The 17274-nt window shown below is 62.4% G+C and carries 14 protein-coding genes; 2 read left to right on the top strand and 12 right to left on the bottom strand.

Annotated elements, in window-relative coordinates; all coding sequences use genetic code 11:
• Nucleotides 1–150: 150 nt before the first annotated feature.
• The 10 genes from LIX93_RS14240 to LIX93_RS14195 all read right to left on the bottom strand — a co-directional run bounded on the left by LIX93_RS14240 (nt 151) and on the right by LIX93_RS14195 (nt 11086).
• Nucleotides 151–2091, bottom strand: coding sequence for a glycosyltransferase (locus LIX93_RS14240; RefSeq protein ID WP_226504697.1), 1941 nt, complete (start codon nt 2089–2091; stop codon nt 151–153).
• Between the two features lie 211 nt (nt 2092–2302).
• Entirely contained in the window at nt 2303–3115 is an 813-nt protein-coding gene (locus LIX93_RS14235) for a methyltransferase domain-containing protein (RefSeq protein WP_226504696.1), read from the bottom strand.
• A 179-nt stretch (nt 3116–3294) separates the two neighbouring features.
• A complete protein-coding gene (locus LIX93_RS14230; protein WP_226504695.1) occupies nt 3295–4416 on the bottom strand; it encodes a sigma 54-interacting transcriptional regulator in 1122 nt (373 codons plus the stop codon).
• Nucleotides 4417–4594: 178 nt separating this feature from the next.
• Nucleotides 4595–5638 carry an ABC transporter substrate-binding protein gene (locus LIX93_RS14225; protein WP_226504694.1) on the bottom strand — a complete coding sequence of 348 codons (1044 nt, stop codon included), beginning with the start codon at nt 5636–5638 and terminating at the stop codon, nt 4595–4597.
• Between the two features lie 14 nt (nt 5639–5652).
• Nucleotides 5653–6771, bottom strand: a complete 1119-nt coding sequence (locus LIX93_RS14220; RefSeq protein ID WP_226504693.1) for an FAD-dependent oxidoreductase — start codon at nt 6769–6771, stop codon at nt 5653–5655.
• A complete protein-coding gene (locus LIX93_RS14215) occupies nt 6768–8111 on the bottom strand; it encodes an FAD-dependent oxidoreductase (protein WP_226504692.1) in 1344 nt (447 codons plus the stop codon). Before LIX93_RS14215 ends, LIX93_RS14220 begins: the two co-directional genes overlap by 4 nt.
• Nucleotides 8108–8398: a (2Fe-2S)-binding protein gene (locus LIX93_RS14210; RefSeq protein ID WP_226504691.1), complete on the bottom strand. Its 291-nt coding sequence runs from the start codon at nt 8396–8398 to the stop codon at nt 8108–8110. The genes LIX93_RS14215 and LIX93_RS14210 overlap by 4 nt, the downstream gene beginning before the upstream one ends.
• Nucleotides 8398–9192, bottom strand: a complete 795-nt coding sequence (locus LIX93_RS14205; RefSeq protein ID WP_226504690.1) for an ABC transporter permease — start codon at nt 9190–9192, stop codon at nt 8398–8400. The genes LIX93_RS14210 and LIX93_RS14205 overlap by 1 nt, the downstream gene beginning before the upstream one ends.
• 2 nt (nt 9193–9194) lie before the next feature.
• On the bottom strand, nt 9195–10061 hold the full coding sequence (locus LIX93_RS14200) for an ABC transporter permease (RefSeq protein WP_226504689.1): 867 nt from the start codon (nt 10059–10061) through the stop codon (nt 9195–9197).
• The gene (locus LIX93_RS14195; protein WP_226504688.1) at nt 10058–11086 is read right to left on the bottom strand and encodes an ABC transporter ATP-binding protein; all 1029 of its coding nucleotides are present in this window, start codon (nt 11084–11086) and stop codon (nt 10058–10060) included. Before LIX93_RS14195 ends, LIX93_RS14200 begins: the two co-directional genes overlap by 4 nt.
• Before the next feature lie 244 nt (nt 11087–11330).
• On the opposite strand from LIX93_RS14195, the gene LIX93_RS14190 reads away from it, so the two are divergent.
• Together LIX93_RS14190 and LIX93_RS14185 are read left to right on the top strand one after the other, a co-directional pair.
• Complete coding sequence (locus tag LIX93_RS14190; protein WP_226504687.1) at nt 11331–12170, top strand: IclR family transcriptional regulator; 840 nt, start codon at nt 11331–11333, stop codon at nt 12168–12170.
• A gap of 273 nt (nt 12171–12443) precedes the next feature.
• The gene (locus tag LIX93_RS14185; RefSeq protein ID WP_226504686.1) at nt 12444–13673 is read left to right on the top strand and encodes a carbohydrate porin; all 1230 of its coding nucleotides are present in this window, start codon (nt 12444–12446) and stop codon (nt 13671–13673) included.
• Nucleotides 13674–13808: 135 nt separating this feature from the next.
• Here the strand turns inward: LIX93_RS14185 and LIX93_RS14180 are convergent, their stop codons facing one another.
• Together LIX93_RS14180 and LIX93_RS14175 are read right to left on the bottom strand one after the other, a co-directional pair.
• Nucleotides 13809–14894 (bottom strand): acetate/propionate family kinase, encoded by a 1086-nt coding sequence (locus tag LIX93_RS14180; RefSeq protein ID WP_226504685.1) that lies wholly within the window; start codon nt 14892–14894, stop codon nt 13809–13811.
• Nucleotides 14891–17260 carry a phosphoketolase family protein gene (locus LIX93_RS14175; RefSeq protein ID WP_226504684.1) on the bottom strand — a complete coding sequence of 790 codons (2370 nt, stop codon included), beginning with the start codon at nt 17258–17260 and terminating at the stop codon, nt 14891–14893. The genes LIX93_RS14180 and LIX93_RS14175 overlap by 4 nt, the downstream gene beginning before the upstream one ends.
• Between the last annotated feature and the right edge of the window lie 14 nt (nt 17261–17274).

The following is a 17274-nucleotide window of genomic DNA, read 5'->3' as shown; positions in this document are numbered from 1 at the left end:
GCACGGTGGGGGGCGCTCTTTATAATCCAGATATTTGGTATATACCAAATAGTAGATAAGCCTATGCTTAGATCCGGTTAGCGGGGTGGGCCGGGCAACAGGCGGCCTACGCGCATGCCAGCACGGTATTTTGAGCGCTGGGTCCAAGCGTCATGATGCTGGCGTATCGCGCAGGCGTTGCAGGGATCGGTCGCTGATGATTGCCATGATCAGGGCGGACATCAAAGTCACACCGTTGACGAATGACGCAATAGCTACGAGTGCCAAAAAATCGAGATTTCTGAAGTGCGCAAAGCAAAATATCGTAGCGGCAACGGCCAGATACCCGATGCCAATCAGCGTTTCGGCCTGCGAGGAGTAGACACTTTCGATGAGGCTGCTGGATTGTTTGAATTTATTGGTTCTTACCCATGACATTTTCTTGCCGAGCATTGGCAGCACAAACGCCTGAATTTTGATCCACCGAAGAGAACCTTTGAGCAACAGCGTCAGGACATAGTCGCTATAATGACGTCCCCCCAGATCCTTGACCTCGATCCATAGCCTGATGTTTTGTTCTGGAATGAACGCCAGGCTTAAAAACATGAGCCCATACGGGAGGTAGATATCTTTGTCGTTGGCAATGAGGTATACGCAGGGAATCAAGAGCAGGAGCTCGGTAATGAAGCGGCCGGTATGCATCAGATCCTTGGTAAAGGCATAGAATCGAAAACTTCGCTGTGCAGTTGTAAGTTTTTGGGTGTTGTCGAGGCCGATGTATCGCCGCCAATGTATTCGGAAATCCTGGTTGGCGCCGGCCCACCAGCGAAATTGTTGTTTATGCATGCCTTCGATCGTCTCTGGAATCAGCCCGTGGCCCCATGTTTCAGCGATCACGTGCCCCGTATAGCCCGCAGACATTATCCTGATGGAAAGCTCCAGATCTTCTGCCAAAGCCCATTCGGCCCAGCCGCCGACTTCGTCGAACAGTGTGCGGCGGATCAGGCACACCGTACCGGCCAGACAACCAACGTTGTACTCGTTCAACGCAGGGTTGATGCTCTTGTGGCCTGGAGTGTAATGGCAGTAAACGCCACGGAGAAATTCGTTTTGCTGCCACTCACGATAATCCTGGCTGGTTTGTAGGAAGCCTGTTTTTTGGTCTTCGAAGAGGGGCACAAATCTGATCAGAAAATCGGGCAGCACTTCATAATCCGCGTCCACGGTCATGACCAGTTCCGCATCGGCCGCAGTGTGGCGAAGCGCAAAATTCAAAGCGCCAGACTTCGCACCGGCAAGCGGTGCAACGTGGAAGAAGCGAAATCGGGTACCTAGCGCTCTGCAGTGCTGCTCTACGGGCAGCCACAGAGCAGGATCCTGAGTGTTGTTGTCGATAACCAGTACTTCAAAATTCACATAATTGAGTCGCGACAGCGCATTCAATGTGTCGATCACCAAATGCGGAGGTTCTGAATAGCAGGGCAGATGAATAGATACTTTAGGCGTCGTTTTGCTCTGTTGCGCGTCTATGATTTTTTGGGTGGCCGTACGTTTTGGGTAGTTGAGGGTGTACTTCGGCAAGTCTACAAGCAGACTGCAGAGTGTATAGAATATTGCTCCGCCCAAGAACAGTGTTAGCAGCAAGTAATATATGAACGCTGCGGGGGGTGCAGGGTTTATAGATTGCATCGCGTTATCGGCGGCAACCACGACCCCCACTGGCAAGCTGAATTTGCACATCAGGTACCCTACCCCGAAGAGATTGATGCAGGGCATCGACGTTTTGGCCAAGGCACCGAACGAGAGAACCGCCACGCTTGCGATCAAAACCGTGTGCGCGTTAGCTGTGATCGATATGGCCAAAGCTGCGGCGCCGATCAGGCCACCTAGCCACAGGATCCCCCACAGGCCGTCGCTGAGTAATCCGAACCGGTATCTGTTGAAAATGATGAGGGGGGCGATGCAGTAGTAGAACGCGGGAAAATAGAGTCCTTCCATGACATATAGGTCCTCGCTTGTCTCATGGGCATGAAACGCTTTGTGCTGACCAGTTGCATCGCCACGCTTGGTGGTGATTGGCGGATATCCAGCAAGGCGCTCAAGGCCAAACACGTTGCATCCGGTCATTGCGACAGGTGCGAGTCTCAGCTATTCGGTGGGCAAGGTGTACTAGCAGATCTGACAGGTGTGCGCGCAGAGGCGCCCCTGGCGGGTAATGGCATCGCCGATGAGCCATCGCACAGGGGCGGTTTGGCCCCTGCGCGGATTGCGCGAAGCAGGCGCTCTGCTACGAGCATTGCTGCCTGTTGTCGGGGGAGGCGATCTACTGCTCGACTCTGCCAGGTTTCACGAACCGCAACGTCAACCGATCCGACTCGCCGATCGCCACGTACTTGGCCCGGTCCTGATCACCCAGTTTCAGGGTCGGCGGCAGCGTCCACACGCCTGCCGGGTAGTCCTTGGTGTCTTTGGGGTTGGCGTTGATTTCGCTTTGTGCCTGCAATTTGAAGCCCGCCGCGGTCGCCAGCTTCACCACATAGGCGGTGGGCAGGTAGCCGCTGTCCTTGATGCTCTGCAGGTCGACGCCATCCTTGGCGCGGTGGTCGACCACGCCGAGCACGCCACCTGGTTTGAGCACCTTGAAGAAGGCCGAGAACATCTGCGCGGCGTCATCGGCCATGACCCAGTTGTGCACGTTGCGAAAAGTCAGCACCAGGTCGGCGGAGGCCGGTTTGCCGAATATCGGCGCAGCGGGATCGAAGGTGACGAATTGCGCCTTGGCGTAATGCTCGGGGTCGGCATCGAACTTGCGCTTGAGGGTGTCGGTGGGCGTCGGGCCTTGCAGGGCGGCGATGTAGCGACCGTGATCCTTGAGCAAGGGCGCGAGGACTTCGCTGTACCAGCCGCCACCTGGGGTGATCTCGATGACCGTCTGGTTGTTGCGCAGGCCGAAGAACTTCAGGGTTTGTTCGGGGTGGCGGTACGGGTCGCGGACGCTGTTTTCCGGCGCGCGCCATGGGCCTTTGAGGACTTGCTGGTATTGCGTATCGGTAATCGCGGCAGATGAAGTCGCGGCGTGGGACAGGGCAGGTGCCAGCAGAGTGGCGAGGGTCAGGGCCAGTAGCGAACGGTTCATGGATGTCCTTGGATTGAGAGAAGGTCCGGATCTAAGGTAGCAGGTTGAGAGGGGGTGTCAGCACTGGCCGCGTCGCGAGCAAGCGCTGCTCCCACAGGTGTACGACGTTGGAGGCTGTCGTATTGATGGCTTGCTGTACCGCGACATGTAGCGCATGACGTCGCGCTACAGGATCGGTCTCAAATCGAGAAATGCGCCAACGGCGGGTTGTCGAGATCCAGCAACGGCGCCCGCCGCTTGTTGACCACCAGCGCCCCGATCCGAATCAGATGCGCCCGCGTGATGTTGCGGCTCAGGCCCAGCAGCTCGGCGGTGTGCACCTGGTTGTGCTGGCAGTAGCGGTAGGCCGCCTGCACCAGCCCATCGGCGACGTGCTCATGCAGGCGCTCGGGCTGTTCCTCGAAAAGCTGATCGAAGGCGCGCTGCAGCAAGGCGTCGGCCGTGTGTGGGGCGTCAACGGCAGCGGCGGGCTGCGCGGCTGAATCGTGGAACACGGCCGGCAGTTCGGACAACTGCAGGTCGGCCTCGCGGATACGCTGATCGCTACACACCAGCAGCGCGTGATGGATGGCATTCTCCAGCTCGCGGATATTGCCGGGCCACGAGTAGCGCAGCAACTTTTGCTGGGCCTGCAGCTCCAGCTCGATATGCCGAGCCCCCAGACGCCGGCCATGGCGCGCCACAAAATGCCGAGCCAGCGGCAGGATGTCGCCGGGGCGTGCCTGCAGCGCAGGCAAGTCGAGCCGCGCGACGTTGATGCGGTAATACAGATCGGCACGGAAGCGTCCCGCCGCGACCGCCTTTTCCAGCGCGACGTTGGTCGCCGCGACGATCCGCACATCCACCGGGATGCTTTTGCGTGAACCCACACGTACGATCTCGCGCTCCTGCAAGACCCGTAGCAGCTTGACCTGGATGGCCATCGGCAAATCGCCGATCTCGTCCAGGAACAGGGTGCCGCCATGGGCCTCCTCGAACCAGCCGGCTTTGGTCGTGAGGGCGCCGGTGAAGGCGCCTTTCTCGTGGCCGAACAGTTCTGCTTCGACCAGATTCTCGGCGAACGCCCCGCAGTTTACCGCCACGAACGGTCCCTGGCGCCGATCGCTGAGCTGGTGTACGTGGCGCGCTACCAGCTCCTTGCCGGTGCCGGTGGCACCGATTACCAGCACACTGGCATCGCTGGGGGCGATCTGCTCCAGGCGTGCCAGCAGCGCACGTGAGCGTGGGTCTTCGAAGACTTGCGCCGTGGCGCGAATAGAGGTGGCCAGCAGCGGAGTGTCTGGCAGGGTAACGATGTGCATGGCAGGACCTTGGGTCTGAGGTTGAAGCGGTCGCCAGCGAGCGCGGTCGCCGAGGCGAGCCCCGGCAACGCCTGCCGAGGGCCGTGCAGCCTTGGAACCATAGGTAGGCGCGAGTCGTTCGTAAAAGAACTTGTGGTTATTTGCTAATGAAAAAGCCATGAAGCCCGCACACAAATGCCTATCGCTCGATCGACCGGCTCCAACGCGCATTCCATGCAGGCCGCTGTTGGTTGACCTGATCCCAGTCGATGGAAATCGCGGTCTCGAGGTACTTGTCCATGGCCTCGACACCCGCCCGAGTCTTGTCGGTGGTCGGGGTTTTCGGGTTGGAGGGGATCTGGTCGCCTTCTTCCAATGCCGGCGACTGGGCCTCTGGCGAGAGCAGAAAGGCCACCAGTTTTTGCGCCAGTTCGGGTTGGTCGTTGTGGGCGATCGCGCACTCGGCGACGTTGAGCACCACCGCGCCTTCCTTGGGCTGGGCATATTCGACCGGCACGCCTTTGAGCTTCAGGGCGCTGACCTGGGTCGGGGTCAGTGGGAACAGCGCGGCTTCGTCGGTCTGCACCATCTCGGAGATCTGCGCGGAGCTGGCGATGTATTCCAGCACGTTGGGCCCGATGGTTTTGGGCCAGGCCGTGAAGCCCGGCTCGACGTTGGTTTCGCTGCCACCCTGGATGCGGTTGAACATCAGGAAGCCGTGCAGGCCGAAGGTCGACGAGGCCAGCGACTGGAACACCACTTTGTCCTTGAAGCGCGGATCGGCCAGATCCATCCACGAGGTCGGCGCAGGCCAGCCTTTTTCCTTGAACAGGCGGCTGTTGTAGGCCAGCCCCGTCACACCCAGCGTCACGGCTACCGCTTGCTCCTTGATCTTCGCCTTGGCCGGGATGTCGGCGAGCACCGGGCTGTCTTCGAGCGTGTTGCACAGGCCCATGGAGATGGCGCGGTACATGATGCCGTCATCGAGGAACATCACGTGCATCTGGGGGTTGTCCTTGCTGGCCTGGACCTTGGCAAGGATGTCGGAAGAGGTGCCTGGGACGATCACTACCTTGACGTGGTTGGCCTTCTCGAAAATCGGCAACACCTTGTCGGCGTACAGCCGTTCCATGGTGCCGCCGTTCATGCCCAGGTACAGGGTCGGGTCGGCCTGGGCGCCGGTAGCGGCGCCGAGCAGGGCCAATAGCGACAGGGATGCAGTGCAACGTTTGACGTGGTTCATGGTGCAACCTTCCTCTAGGCAATGGATGGAAAACGGTGAATCGAAAACGCGTCGAGCGGTTGTGCGCTGCGGCCCTCGCAGACCCACTGCGCGAGGGCCTCGCCGACTGCCGGGCCGATCTGAAAACCGGCTCCGGCGAAGCCGAAGGCGTGCAGCAGGCCAGGCGTGGTGCTGCTGGGCCCGATCACCGGTTCGCGGTCGGGCAGGTAACCTTCGGTGCCGCTCCAGGTGCGAATCGCCTGGGCGCCGGTCAAAAAAGGATAGAGCTCGGCGGCGTTGCGCAGAATGTCCAGCACCGCCGCCTGGCCAGGGCGCGCGGTGCTCGCATCCAAAGCAAAGCCCTGGCCGCCGCCGAGCACGCAGTTGCCGCGCGCGACCTGACGGGCATAGATGCCGCCGCCTTCGACGCCGGTGCTGACGTCCATCACCCGCGCCAGCGGTTCAGTCACCAGCATCGCCGGGTGGCCCGAATGCATCGGTACGGCTTCGTCGAACCAGCCTGCCACCGTGCCGGCCCAGGCCCCGGCGCAGTTCAGCAGCCACGGCGCCTCGGCCTGCAAACCGTTGGCGCAGCGCACCTTGAATAGCGTGCCATGATGCTCGACAGTCTCCACGGTGCTTTGCTCGAATACCCTTGCTCCCGCGCGCTTTGCAGCTTGGGCAAAGGCCGGTGACACCAGTCGCGGATTGGCATGGCCGTCGTCGGGGCACAACGAGGCGCCGACGGCCACGTCTCCGATCCACGGGAAGCGTTGGCGCAGTTGCTGACGATCAAGCAACTGCAGATCAAGGCCGAAGCCACGGCTGGCGTGGGCGTAGGCGACCAATCGCTCCATGTCGGCATCGCTGCGGGCCAGTTTCAGATGGCCGCTGCGCAGGTATTCTCCGTCGATACCTAGCAGTCCCGGCAACTCGCCCCATATCTCATGAGCACGTTGCGACAATGGCAATTGGGTCAGCGGTCGCCCCTGCCGCCGTACCCCGCCATAGTTGACGCCGCTGGAATGCGAGCCGCAAAAATCGCGCTCCAGCAAGGTTACCGGTGTGCCGTGCCGGGCCAGCCAGAATGCCGCCGAGGCGCCGACGATGCCGCCTCCGAGGACGATGACTTCGCTGCTCAATGGCCCGCTCATGCGTCCACCTCGACGCCGAACGGCAGCGGCTTGATTGGCGCCTGGGCACGGAGGCGGCCGATCTCGTCGATCCTGCGGCCGCTGCAGTGGGCGACCAGCTCGCAGGCCGCAGCACCACACATGCGGCCCTGACAGCGGCCCATGCCGACGCGGCAATGGGCCTTGACCCGGTTGATCTCCCAATGGCCTTCGGCGACGACCTGGCGAATATCGCCGGCGCTGACTTCTTCGCAGCGGCAGATCAGTGTGGCGTCAGCCGTCTCGGCGGCCCAGTGGGTCGGGAACGGAAAGGCTTTTTCCAGACCGTGACGAAAGCGCTGGATGCTCGCCAGTTGTTCGAGCAACTGCTTGCGCCGGCCGTGGTCGATGTTCACGCCGGTGTCAGCAAGCAGTGCCAGGGCCGCCAGTTCGCCGGCCATTTGCGCGGCGTCGGCACCCATGATGCCCGCCCCGTCGCCGGCCAGGTAAACCCCTTCGACGCTGCTGCGGCCCAACGCGTCGCGTTGTGGCAGCCAACTGCGGTTGAGCGCGCTCCAGGCGAACTGGCAGCCGAGCAGGTCGGCCAGTTGTGTCTCGCTGCGCAGTGCGTGGCCCATGCCGACCGCGTCGCAGTCCAGCGTCTGGCCGTCGTTCGAGGTCAGGCCGCTGACCCTGTGTTCGCCGTGGATGGCTTCGACCTGTACGCCGCTGTGCACAGGGATGCCATGAGCGGTGAGCCAGGCGCGGTAATACAGGCCCTTGGCAAAGGTCGCTGGCTGCCCGAGCAGTGCGGGCGCCGCTCGGACCTGCGCGCTGAAGGGCGCACTGTCGAGTACCGCGACCACGCAGGCGCCGGCCTTGGCGTACTGGTAGGCAATCAGATACAGCAACGGACCGCTGCCGGCGAATACCACGCGCTGGCCGATGGCGCAGCCCTGAAACTTCAGGGCGATCTGCGCGCCGCCAAGGCTGTAGACACCCGGCAGACTCCAGCCTGGCACCGGCAGGATGCGGTCGGTAGCGCCGGTGGCCACGATCAGGTGTTGATAATCGACGCGCCTCACATGGCCGTCGCAGAGGGTATCGAGTTGGCCATGTTCGGCGTTCCAGACGAGCGTCTGCGGGCGGTAGTCAATCTGGTCAGCCAAGTCGTCCATGGCCTTATGCACCGCCGTGGCCTTGGCCGCGTCGAAACCGTACAGCGCCCTGGCATCGCGCTTGAAGTTGGCCGGCTGGCGGCGGTAGATCTGCCCGCCGCCGCGCAGGCCCTCGTCGAGCAGCAGCGGCTGGATGCCGTAATGCACCAGCGTGTGCGCGGCGCTGATACCGGCCGGGCCAGCGCCGACGATCACTGTGCTCATAGTTGGCGCCCCGGCTCGCGTTCGATCACCAGGTCGGCTTCCAGTAGGGTCGAGCACGCCCGCACCCGAAGGCCGCCGCCAAGCTTGACCCAGCAGTCCTGGCAAGCGCCCATCAGGCAAAAGCCTGCGCGCGGCTCGGCGCTGAAGTCGCTGCCGCGCAGGTGGTCGGCCTGGGTCAGCACGGCGGTCAGCAGGGTGTCACCCAGCAGGCCGACAGCGGGTTGGCCGTCGAGGGTGAAGGGCAATGTCGGACGGTCCTGTTCGGCCAGGCGCTTGAGCAAGGTCATCAATGTTTTCCTACCAATACGCGGTCCAGCCCGTAGACACGGTCCAGGACGATCATGGTTACCGCGGTGAGGGCGATGACCAGCGCCGAGACGGCGGCCATCATCGGGTCGATGGATTCGGTGGCATACACGTACATGCGCACGGGCAGCGTCTGGGTCGCGGGCGAGGTGACGAAGATCGACAAGGTGACTTCATCGAAGCTGTTGATGAACGCCAGCAACCAGCCACCGGCCACCCCCGGCAGGATCATCGGCAGGGTGATCTGGCGGAACAGCGTCCAGCGGCTGGCGCCCAGGGATTCGGCTGCCTGTTCGGCGCTGCGGTCGATGCCGATGGCGGCGGCGATCACCAGGCGCAGCACATAGGGCGTGATGACCACCACGTGGGCAAGCATCAGCCACGCGAAGCTGCCGTTGACGCCCATCAGCGCGAACAGCCTGAGCATGGCCACACCGAGCACCAGGTGCGGAATGATGATCGGCGACAGAAACAGCGCATTGAAAAAGTTGCGCCCGCGAAACCGATAGCGGGTGATCGCCAGCGCTGCGGGCACTGCGATCAAGGTCGCCAGGCTGGCTGCGACGAACGCCAGAATCAGACTGTTGTAGAACGCATCGATAAAGTCGGCGCGCTCGAATACCGCGCGGAACCATCGCAGCGAAAAACCGTGGGTGGGCAGGCTCAGGGTGTTTTCCGGAGTGAAGGCCACGAGGCACACCACCACCAGTGGCGCCAGCATGAACACCACCACCAAGGCATGAAAAGACAGCGCAAGCGGACCGTTACGGGACATCGTCATTCCCCCAGGGATTTCTTCACGCGGCCTTCGACCATTCGGTTCCAGGACAGCATGATCAGCAGGTTGGCCAGCAGCAGGACTACGGCGAGCGCTGCGCCCATGGGCCAGTTGAGTTCCGAGAGGTATTGGTCGTAGACCACGGTGGCGACCATCTTCAGGCGCCGTCCGCCAAGCAGGCCGGGGATGGCGAACGAACTGGCCGCCAGGCCGAACACGATCAAGGTCCCGGACAGCACGCCGGGCATGATCTGCGGCAGTACCACCAGCCGCATGACCTTGGCATGGCTGGCGCCCAGCGACAGCGCCGCCTGCTCGCCGGCCGGGTCGAGTTTCTGCAGCGAAGTCCAGACCGGAATGATCATGAACGGCAGCATCACGTGCACCAGCGCGATGATCACCGCAAAGGGCGTATAGAGCAGCTTCAGCGGACGTCCACCCAGCGCCTGGATGGCTTGGTTGACCAAGCCGTCGGCGCCCAGCAGCAGGCTCCAGCCAAAGGCGCGCACCACCACTGAAATCAATAACGGGGTGAGGATCAAAATCAGGAACAGCGAGCGCCAGGGTGTGCCCATACGGCTGAGGATGTAGGCCTCGGGCACGCCGATGGCCACGCACAGCAAGGTCACCAGGGCGCTGATCCAGAAGGTTCGCCAGAAGATCTCGTAGAAATACGAATCACTGAACACCGCCACGTACTGATGCAAGGTCCAGGCGTCGCTTTTGACCCCGACGCTGTAGTCGAAGACGTTGAACGACAGCACCAGCGTCAACAGCAGCGGCACCACCAGCAGGGCGCCGAACAGCAGTAGCGCCGGGGCCGACAACAGTGTCGGCGTGGTCCAGGTGCGCGGGGCCGAACTCATGCCGACACCTCGTCCCGGGCCAGCACGCGCAGCAGCTCGTCGGGCCAGTCGAGGCCGGCCTCGGTGCCTTCGGCCAGCGGCGCGCTGCCGTCGTTGCGCCGCACTACAGTGACCTCGCCCAAGGCTGTGCTCAGGCGATACAACCACTGGCTGCCGAGAAAATAGCGGATCAGGATGCGCCCCGGCAGGCGGCCACTGCCCGCGGGCAGCAGATCGATTTTTTCCGGGCGCAGGCTCAACAGCAGATCGCCGGTGCCCTGGGTGCTCAGCACTTGCACGCGGCCGTCGGCGTTGGTATGGCCGGGCAGCAGGTTGGCCTTGCCGACGAAGTCGGAAATGAACCGCGTGCGCGGATGCTCATAGAGTGTGTACGGCTCGTCGATCTGCGTCACCCGGCCGGCCTGCATGACTACCACGCGGTCGCTGATGGACAGCGCTTCGGACTGATCGTGGGTGACCATCAAGGTGGTGATGCCGACCTCGCACTGGATGCGGCGGATCTCGAACTGCATTTCTTCACGCAGGTTGGCATCCAGATTCGACAGCGGCTCGTCGAGCAGCAGCACCGGCGGTTCGATCACCAGCGCCCGGGCCAGAGCCACGCGCTGGCGCTGGCCACCGGAGAGTTCACGTGGGTAACGCTCGGCATGGGCCTGCAGACGCACCAGCTCCAGTACGCGAGTGACACGGGTGTCGATCTCGGCGCCGGCGACCTTGCGCATGCGCAGTCCGAACGCGACGTTGTCGCGCACGCTCATGTGCGGGAACAGCGCGTAGCTCTGGAATACCACGCCCAGGCCGCGGGTGCTGGGTTTGGCGTAGGTGATGTCGCGGCCGTCGAGCACGATCTTCCCGGCGCTGACGTCGACGAAGCCGGCAATCATCTGCAGGGTGGTGGTCTTGCCGCACCCCGAGGGGCCAAGCAAGGAGACGAACTCGCCTTTGGCCACGCTCAGGTCGGTGGCGACCACTGCATCGATCGCGCCGTAGCGTTTGCATAAACCTTGAAGTTGGAGAAAAGCCATGGCTGCGTTCCACCTCGTTATCGGCCCTTGGCGGGCACTTTGGTCTGGGGCAGAAGCGAAGGGTTACTGCAAAGAAGTTCGGCGCGCGATCTCGAGTCGGCTGCCAGGCTGTTGTTTTTGATTTCGCCTCTGTGGACTGGAGAGTAGGACGAGGCATAGGATGGCCTCAATGAGTAATTTCACTGAGAGAAGATTATTTTCGTTTTCTTTCATTTAATGAATTTATATAGGATCGCGCGCGCAAATGGATTCCACTGAGCGGAATGTCAGCAGCAAGGAAACAGGTCCCGGCGGCGTCGCGCGATTGTTCGCGCTGTTGCGCTGCCTGGGCGAGGTGCCAGAAGGCGGCGAACGGGTGACTCAACTTGCCTTGGCCGTGGGCCTGTCGCAGCCGACCACCCACCGCTTGTTGCGCAGCCTGATGGACGAGGGCATGGTCGAGCAGGATGCGCGCAGCAAGCGTTATCGCTTGAGCCTGGAGTTCTTCGCCCTGGCCGCGCGCGCCGGCCACAGCGGCAACCTGCGCGACCTGGTGCGGCCCAGCCTGTTGCGGCTGTCGGCGTCTTTGGGCGACTCGTTGTTCTTGCTGGCGCGCAGCGGCTTCGATGCCATCTGCCTGGACCGCAGCGAAGGCCCGTACCCGATTCGCACCTTCACCGGCGACATCGGTGGGCGCGTGGCCTTGGGTGTAGGGCAGGGCAGCCTGGCGATTCTGGCGTTTCTGCCCGATGACGAGCGCGAGACGGTGATTCGCTACAACCTGCCGCGGCTCAAGGATTTCCAGCTATACGACGAAGTGTTCCTGCGCTCGGAAATCGACAACGTCAGGCGCCTGGGCTATGCCGGGCGCAACACCAACGTGCTGCAGGGCATGGCTGGCCTGGCAGTGCCGATTCTGAACCGCGATGGCCATGCGGTGGCGGCGCTGAGCGTCGCGACCCTGACCGATCGACTGGGCCCCGACCGCCTGCCGACGGTGGTGGAGATGCTCAAGCGCGAAGCCAACGCCATCGGCCCGCGCATCAACCCATTCGACCCGACCTTGCGCCGGCCTTCTCAGGTGTTTGGGCAACCGTCGGCCTGAGCGTAGCCTCCCAGAAGATAAAATTTGTCCATGCTGGCCCTCCATTCACCGTAAACGCGATAAATTCGCGGCCGCTTTCTCCACCCCGATAAATGCGCTCGGGCCCGTCATGCCGTGACGCCTATTCAGATATGGATTTCCATCATGTTTCTATTCAAACGGGCCCTTGCCCGTCCTGCCCGCCATTCCCCACTCGTTTTCGCTCTCGCTGCAGCCTGCAGTTGGAGCACGGCCAGCCACGCCGCCGGTGCTTTTGCCGCGGATTCACAATGGATGACCGGGGACTGGGGCGGTGAGCGCACCGCGCTGCTCGACAAGGGCATCGATATCCAGATGGAATATCTCGGTGAATCCGCCAGTAACCTGCGCGGCGGCTACGACAAACGCCATACCACGCGCTACGCCGATCAGTTCACGTTGGGCGCAGAGTTCGATCTGCAAAAGCTGCTGGGTTGGCAAGACGCGACATTCGCGCTGGAACTGAACAACACCAACGGCAAAAGCCTCAATGACGAACGCATCAACGATCCGCGGGTTGAAGGTTTGTCAGCGACTCAGGAGGTTTCGGGCAACGGCAGTGTTACGCGGCTGAGCAAGCTGTGGTTGAGCAAGGGCTGGTTTGACGATGCCTTGAACCTCAAGGCCGGCCGATTCGCGGTCGGCGATGACTTTGCGGTGGAGGACTGTGAGTTCCAGAACCTGGCCTTCTGCGATTCGCAACCTGGCAACTTCGTGGACAGCTTCACCCAGAGCCCCGTCAGCACCTGGGGCGCACGGGTCAAGTACAGCGTGACGGATCAGGTCTATGCGCAAGTGGGTGTGTTCGCTGTCAACGATTCCTACGCCGACAACCACAATGGCTTCAAGCTCAATGGTGCTGGCACCTCCGGGGCGATGATCCCGGTGGAACTGGTGTGGGCGCCTGCATTCGGTCAGCTGCCAGGTGAATACCGCGCAGGGTATTACTACAGCACCGCCAAGGCTGACGACCTGTACAAGGACGCCGACAATCGGCCAGCGGCCGTGACTGGCAATGATTACCGCCGCGATGACAGCCAGCATGGTTGGTGGTTGACCGCCAAGCAGCAACTGACCACGGTCGGCGGTGACGCTTCGCGTGGCCTGGTGCTGTATGCCAACATCAGCGCCTTCGATGCGGCGACCACTCAGGTGGACAGCCTGCAGAAACTGGCACTGGTGTACAAAGGGCCGTTCGATGCGCGTCCTGACGATACCCTGGGCCTGGGCGTTGCGCGCCTGCACGCCAGCAGTCGATACCTGCACAACGCCCGTGCGGCCAATCAGGCCAGCGGTTTGAGCTACGACGATGCGGACTTTGTGCCTGAACAGCACACCGAGTACGACATCGAGCTGAACTACGGTATCCAGGCCACCGAGTGGCTGAGCATCCGCCCCAACCTGCAGTACATCGCTCATCCGGGTGGTGTGCGTGAAGTACGCAATGCCGTGGTCGCCGGCGTGCAGATTCAGTCCACGTTCTGATCCCATGCAGTAATTGGCTACAACCCTGTGACGAGGGGGCTGGGTCCCGATGCGGTGGGTGTGTCACAGGCTTTTCGTGTGACCCGCTGTATCGGAGCAACGCCCCTCGCCGCTGGGAATGCAGGGTCATCGGCGTCAGATCAAGGCCGCCGCCAGGAGTGCGATCTGTTCGTCTTCCTGGGAGGTCAGGGTGCGAACGTTGCCCTCGAGATTCAGCCATTGCAGGCCGTTGACGATCCGCTGGCGCACCTCGTCGTCATGCTCACCTATCCCGCCAGTGAACACCACCAGGTCCACGCCCTCCAGCACCGCAACCATTGCAGCGATTTGCTTGCGGGCCGCTTGGCAGAACATCTCGATAGCCAACCGCGCATCCGCGTTGTCGGGCGCCGCCTGATGCAGTTTGCGCATGTCGCTGGCCACCCCGGAGATGCCCAGCAGCCCTGATTGGTGGTCGATCAACTGTTCCAGTTTCGCGACGTCGAGCTTTTTTTCCCGCAGCAGATAGATCAACACGCCAGGGTCGAGGTCGCCGCTGCGTGTGCCCATGATGATCCCGCCGCTGGGCGTCAGCCCCATGCTGGTGTCCACCGACTTGCCCTGCTTCACGGCAGTGACGCTGGCGCCATTGCCGAGGTGGACAATGATCAGCCGCTCCGGAATCTCGTCCTCCAGCTGGCGCACGATCGAGGCGCAGGACAGGCCATGGAAACCATAGCGGCGAATGCCCTGAGCATGCAGCGCGCGGGGCAAGGCCAGGGTCTGCGCCACCGCTGGCAGATCGGCATGAAAACCGGTATCGAAACAGGCGACATGGGGCAGTGTGCTGAAATGGGTACGGGCCTGGTCGATCACTTCCAGGGCCGCCGGTGTGTGCAATGGGGCAAACACGCTGGCCTGTTGCAGTTGCTGACGCACCTGCGCATCGATCAGGCACGGCTGCAGATGCTCTGGGCCGCCGTGCACCAGGCGATGACCGACTGCGTCCAGCGTCGGTAACCGCGCCCGTTCGAGCACCTGGCCGAGCCGCTGCATGACGCCATTGACGCTCGCGTCGGCGAGCGTCTCCTGCTCGATGCCGGTGGCGCCGAGCGTCGCGCCATCTTCACCCAGGCCCTCGGCCTCGCCGCTCAGCAGGGTGTCTATACGCTGGCCATCGACACGGTAGACCCCGAATTTGAGCGACGACGAGCCGCTGTTCAACGCCAGCACCGTGCTCATGGCGCCGTCCATTGCCAATCGAGGATTTCCGGCAGGTCCTCACCTTGTTCGCTGACATACAGCTTGTGCCGCTCGATGCTGGTCCAGTAGCGCTTCTGCGCCTTGTCGATCTCAGCGTGAAGACGCGGTACGCGCATGATCGCGTCCAGGGCCAGTTGGTAGCGGTCGAGGTTGTTGAGCACCACCATGTCGAACGGCGTGGTGGTGGTGCCTTCCTCGCGGTAGCCACGCACGTGGAAGTTGTCGTGATTGCCGCGGCTGTAGGTCAGTTTGTGGATCAACGCCGGGTAGCCGTGGAAGGCGAAGATCACCGGTTTGTCGGCGGTGAACAGCAGGTCGAAATCCACATCCGTGAGGCCGTGGGGGTGATCGGCGCGGGTCTCCAGGACCATCAGGTCGACGACGTTGACCACACGCACCTTGAGGTCCGGCACGTATTCGCGCAGCAGCGTCACCGCGGCCAAGGTCTCGAGGGTCGGCACGTCGCCTGCGCAGGCCATGACCACGTCTGGCTCGGCATCGCCGGTGTTGCTCGCCCATTCCCAGATGCCAGCACCGGCGGTGCAATGGCGCACCGCGGCGTCCATGTCCAGCCATTGCCATTCCGGCTGCTTGCCGGCGACGATCAGGTTGACGTAGTGATGGGTGCGCAGGCAGTGGTCGGCCACCGACAGCAGGCAGTTGGCATCCGGCGGCAGGTAGATGCGCACGGTCTCGGACTTCTTGTTGGCGACGTGGTCGATAAAGCCCGGATCCTGGTGCGACAGACCATTGTGGTCCTGGCGCCAGACGTGAGAGGTAAGCAGGTAATTGAGTGAAGCGATGGGCTTGCGCCACGGGATGGTGCGCGTTTCCTTCAGCCATTTGGCGTGCTGGTTGAACATCGAATCGATGATATGGATAAACGCTTCGTAGCACGAAAACAGCCCGTGGCGGCCGGTCAGCAGGTAGCCTTCCAGCCAGCCTTCGCACAGATGCTCGCTGAGCACCTCCATCACTCGGCCTTGCTGGCTGAGGTTGATGTCGACCTCTTCGACCTTGGCCATCCAGGCCTTGCCCGAAACTTCAAGCACCGCTTCGAGGCGATTCGAGGCGGTCTCGTCGGGGCCGAATACGCGAAAATTCTTGCTTGCCAGGTTGAGCTTCATCACGTCGCGGATAAAACCGCCGAGCACGCGTGTAGCTTCGGCCCGCACACTGCCAGGCTGGCCAACCTTGACCGCGTAATCATGAAAGTGCGGCATGGCCAGCGGCTCGAGCAGTTCGCCGCCGTTGGCATGAGGGTTGAAACCCATGCGCTGATGGCCGGTGGGGGCCAGCTCGGCGTATTCCTGAAGCAACTGGCCGTTGGCGTCGAACAGCTCTTCGGGTTTGTAGCTTTTGAGCCAGATTTCGAGTTGGCGCAGGTGTTCAGGGTCCTTGAAATCGGCGATGGGCACTTGGTGTGCGCGCCAGGTGCCTTCGACCGGCAGGCCGTCGACGATCTTCGGCCCGGTCCAGCCCTTGGGCGTGCGCAGGATGACCATCGGCCAGCGCGGCCGGGGCAGGGGGGTATCACCCTGATGCGTGCGGGCCGCGTTCTGAATATCACGGATCTTGCCGAGCACGGTGTCGAGGGTGGCGGCAAGGGCCTGGTGGACCTGCTCCGGATCATCGCCTTCGACCCGATGGGCCTCGTAGCCATACCCCTGCATCAACGCATCGAGCTCGGAATCGTCGATACGCGCAAGCACCGATGGATTGGCGATCTTGAAGCCGTTGAGGTGCAGGATCGGCAGCACCGCGCCATCGCTGGCCGGGTTGAGGAATTTGTTCGAGTGCCAGCTGGCAGCGAGCGGGCCGGTTTCGGCTTCGCCATCACCGACCACGCAGGTGACGATCAGGTCAGGGTTGTCGAACGCCGCGCCGTAGGCGTGTACCAGGGAATAGCCCAGCTCGCCGCCTTCGTGGATCGAGCCAGGGGTTTGCGCCGAGACGTGACTGGGAATGCCCGCCGGCCAGGAGAACTGCCGAAACAGGCGATGCAGGCCGTTGCGGCTGCGTTCGACGGCCGGGTAGCGCTCGGTGTAGGAGCCTTCGAGGTAGGTGTTGGCGACCAGGCCGGGGCCACCGTGACCCGGGCCGGTGATGAAGATCATGTTCAGGTCGTTGTCGCGGATCAGTCGGTTGCAATGCACATAGAGCAGGTTCAAGCCGGGGGTGGTGCCCCAGTGGCCGAGCAGGCGACGCTTGACGTGTTCCTGGCGCAGGGGCTCTTCGAGCAGCGGGTTGTCGGCAAGGTAAATTTGCCCTACCGACAGGTAGTTAGCCGCGCGCCAGTAGGCATCCATCTTGCGCAGCTGTTCGGTCGAAAGTGTCTTGCGCATGCTGTTCTCCGCGA

This window comes from Pseudomonas sp. MWU16-30317 (genome assembly GCF_020515695.1).
In the GTDB taxonomy this organism is placed as follows: domain Bacteria; phylum Pseudomonadota; class Gammaproteobacteria; order Pseudomonadales; family Pseudomonadaceae; genus Aquipseudomonas.
Note: the sequence above shows the minus strand (reverse complement) of the source record. Positions and strands in the feature narration are given on the sequence as shown.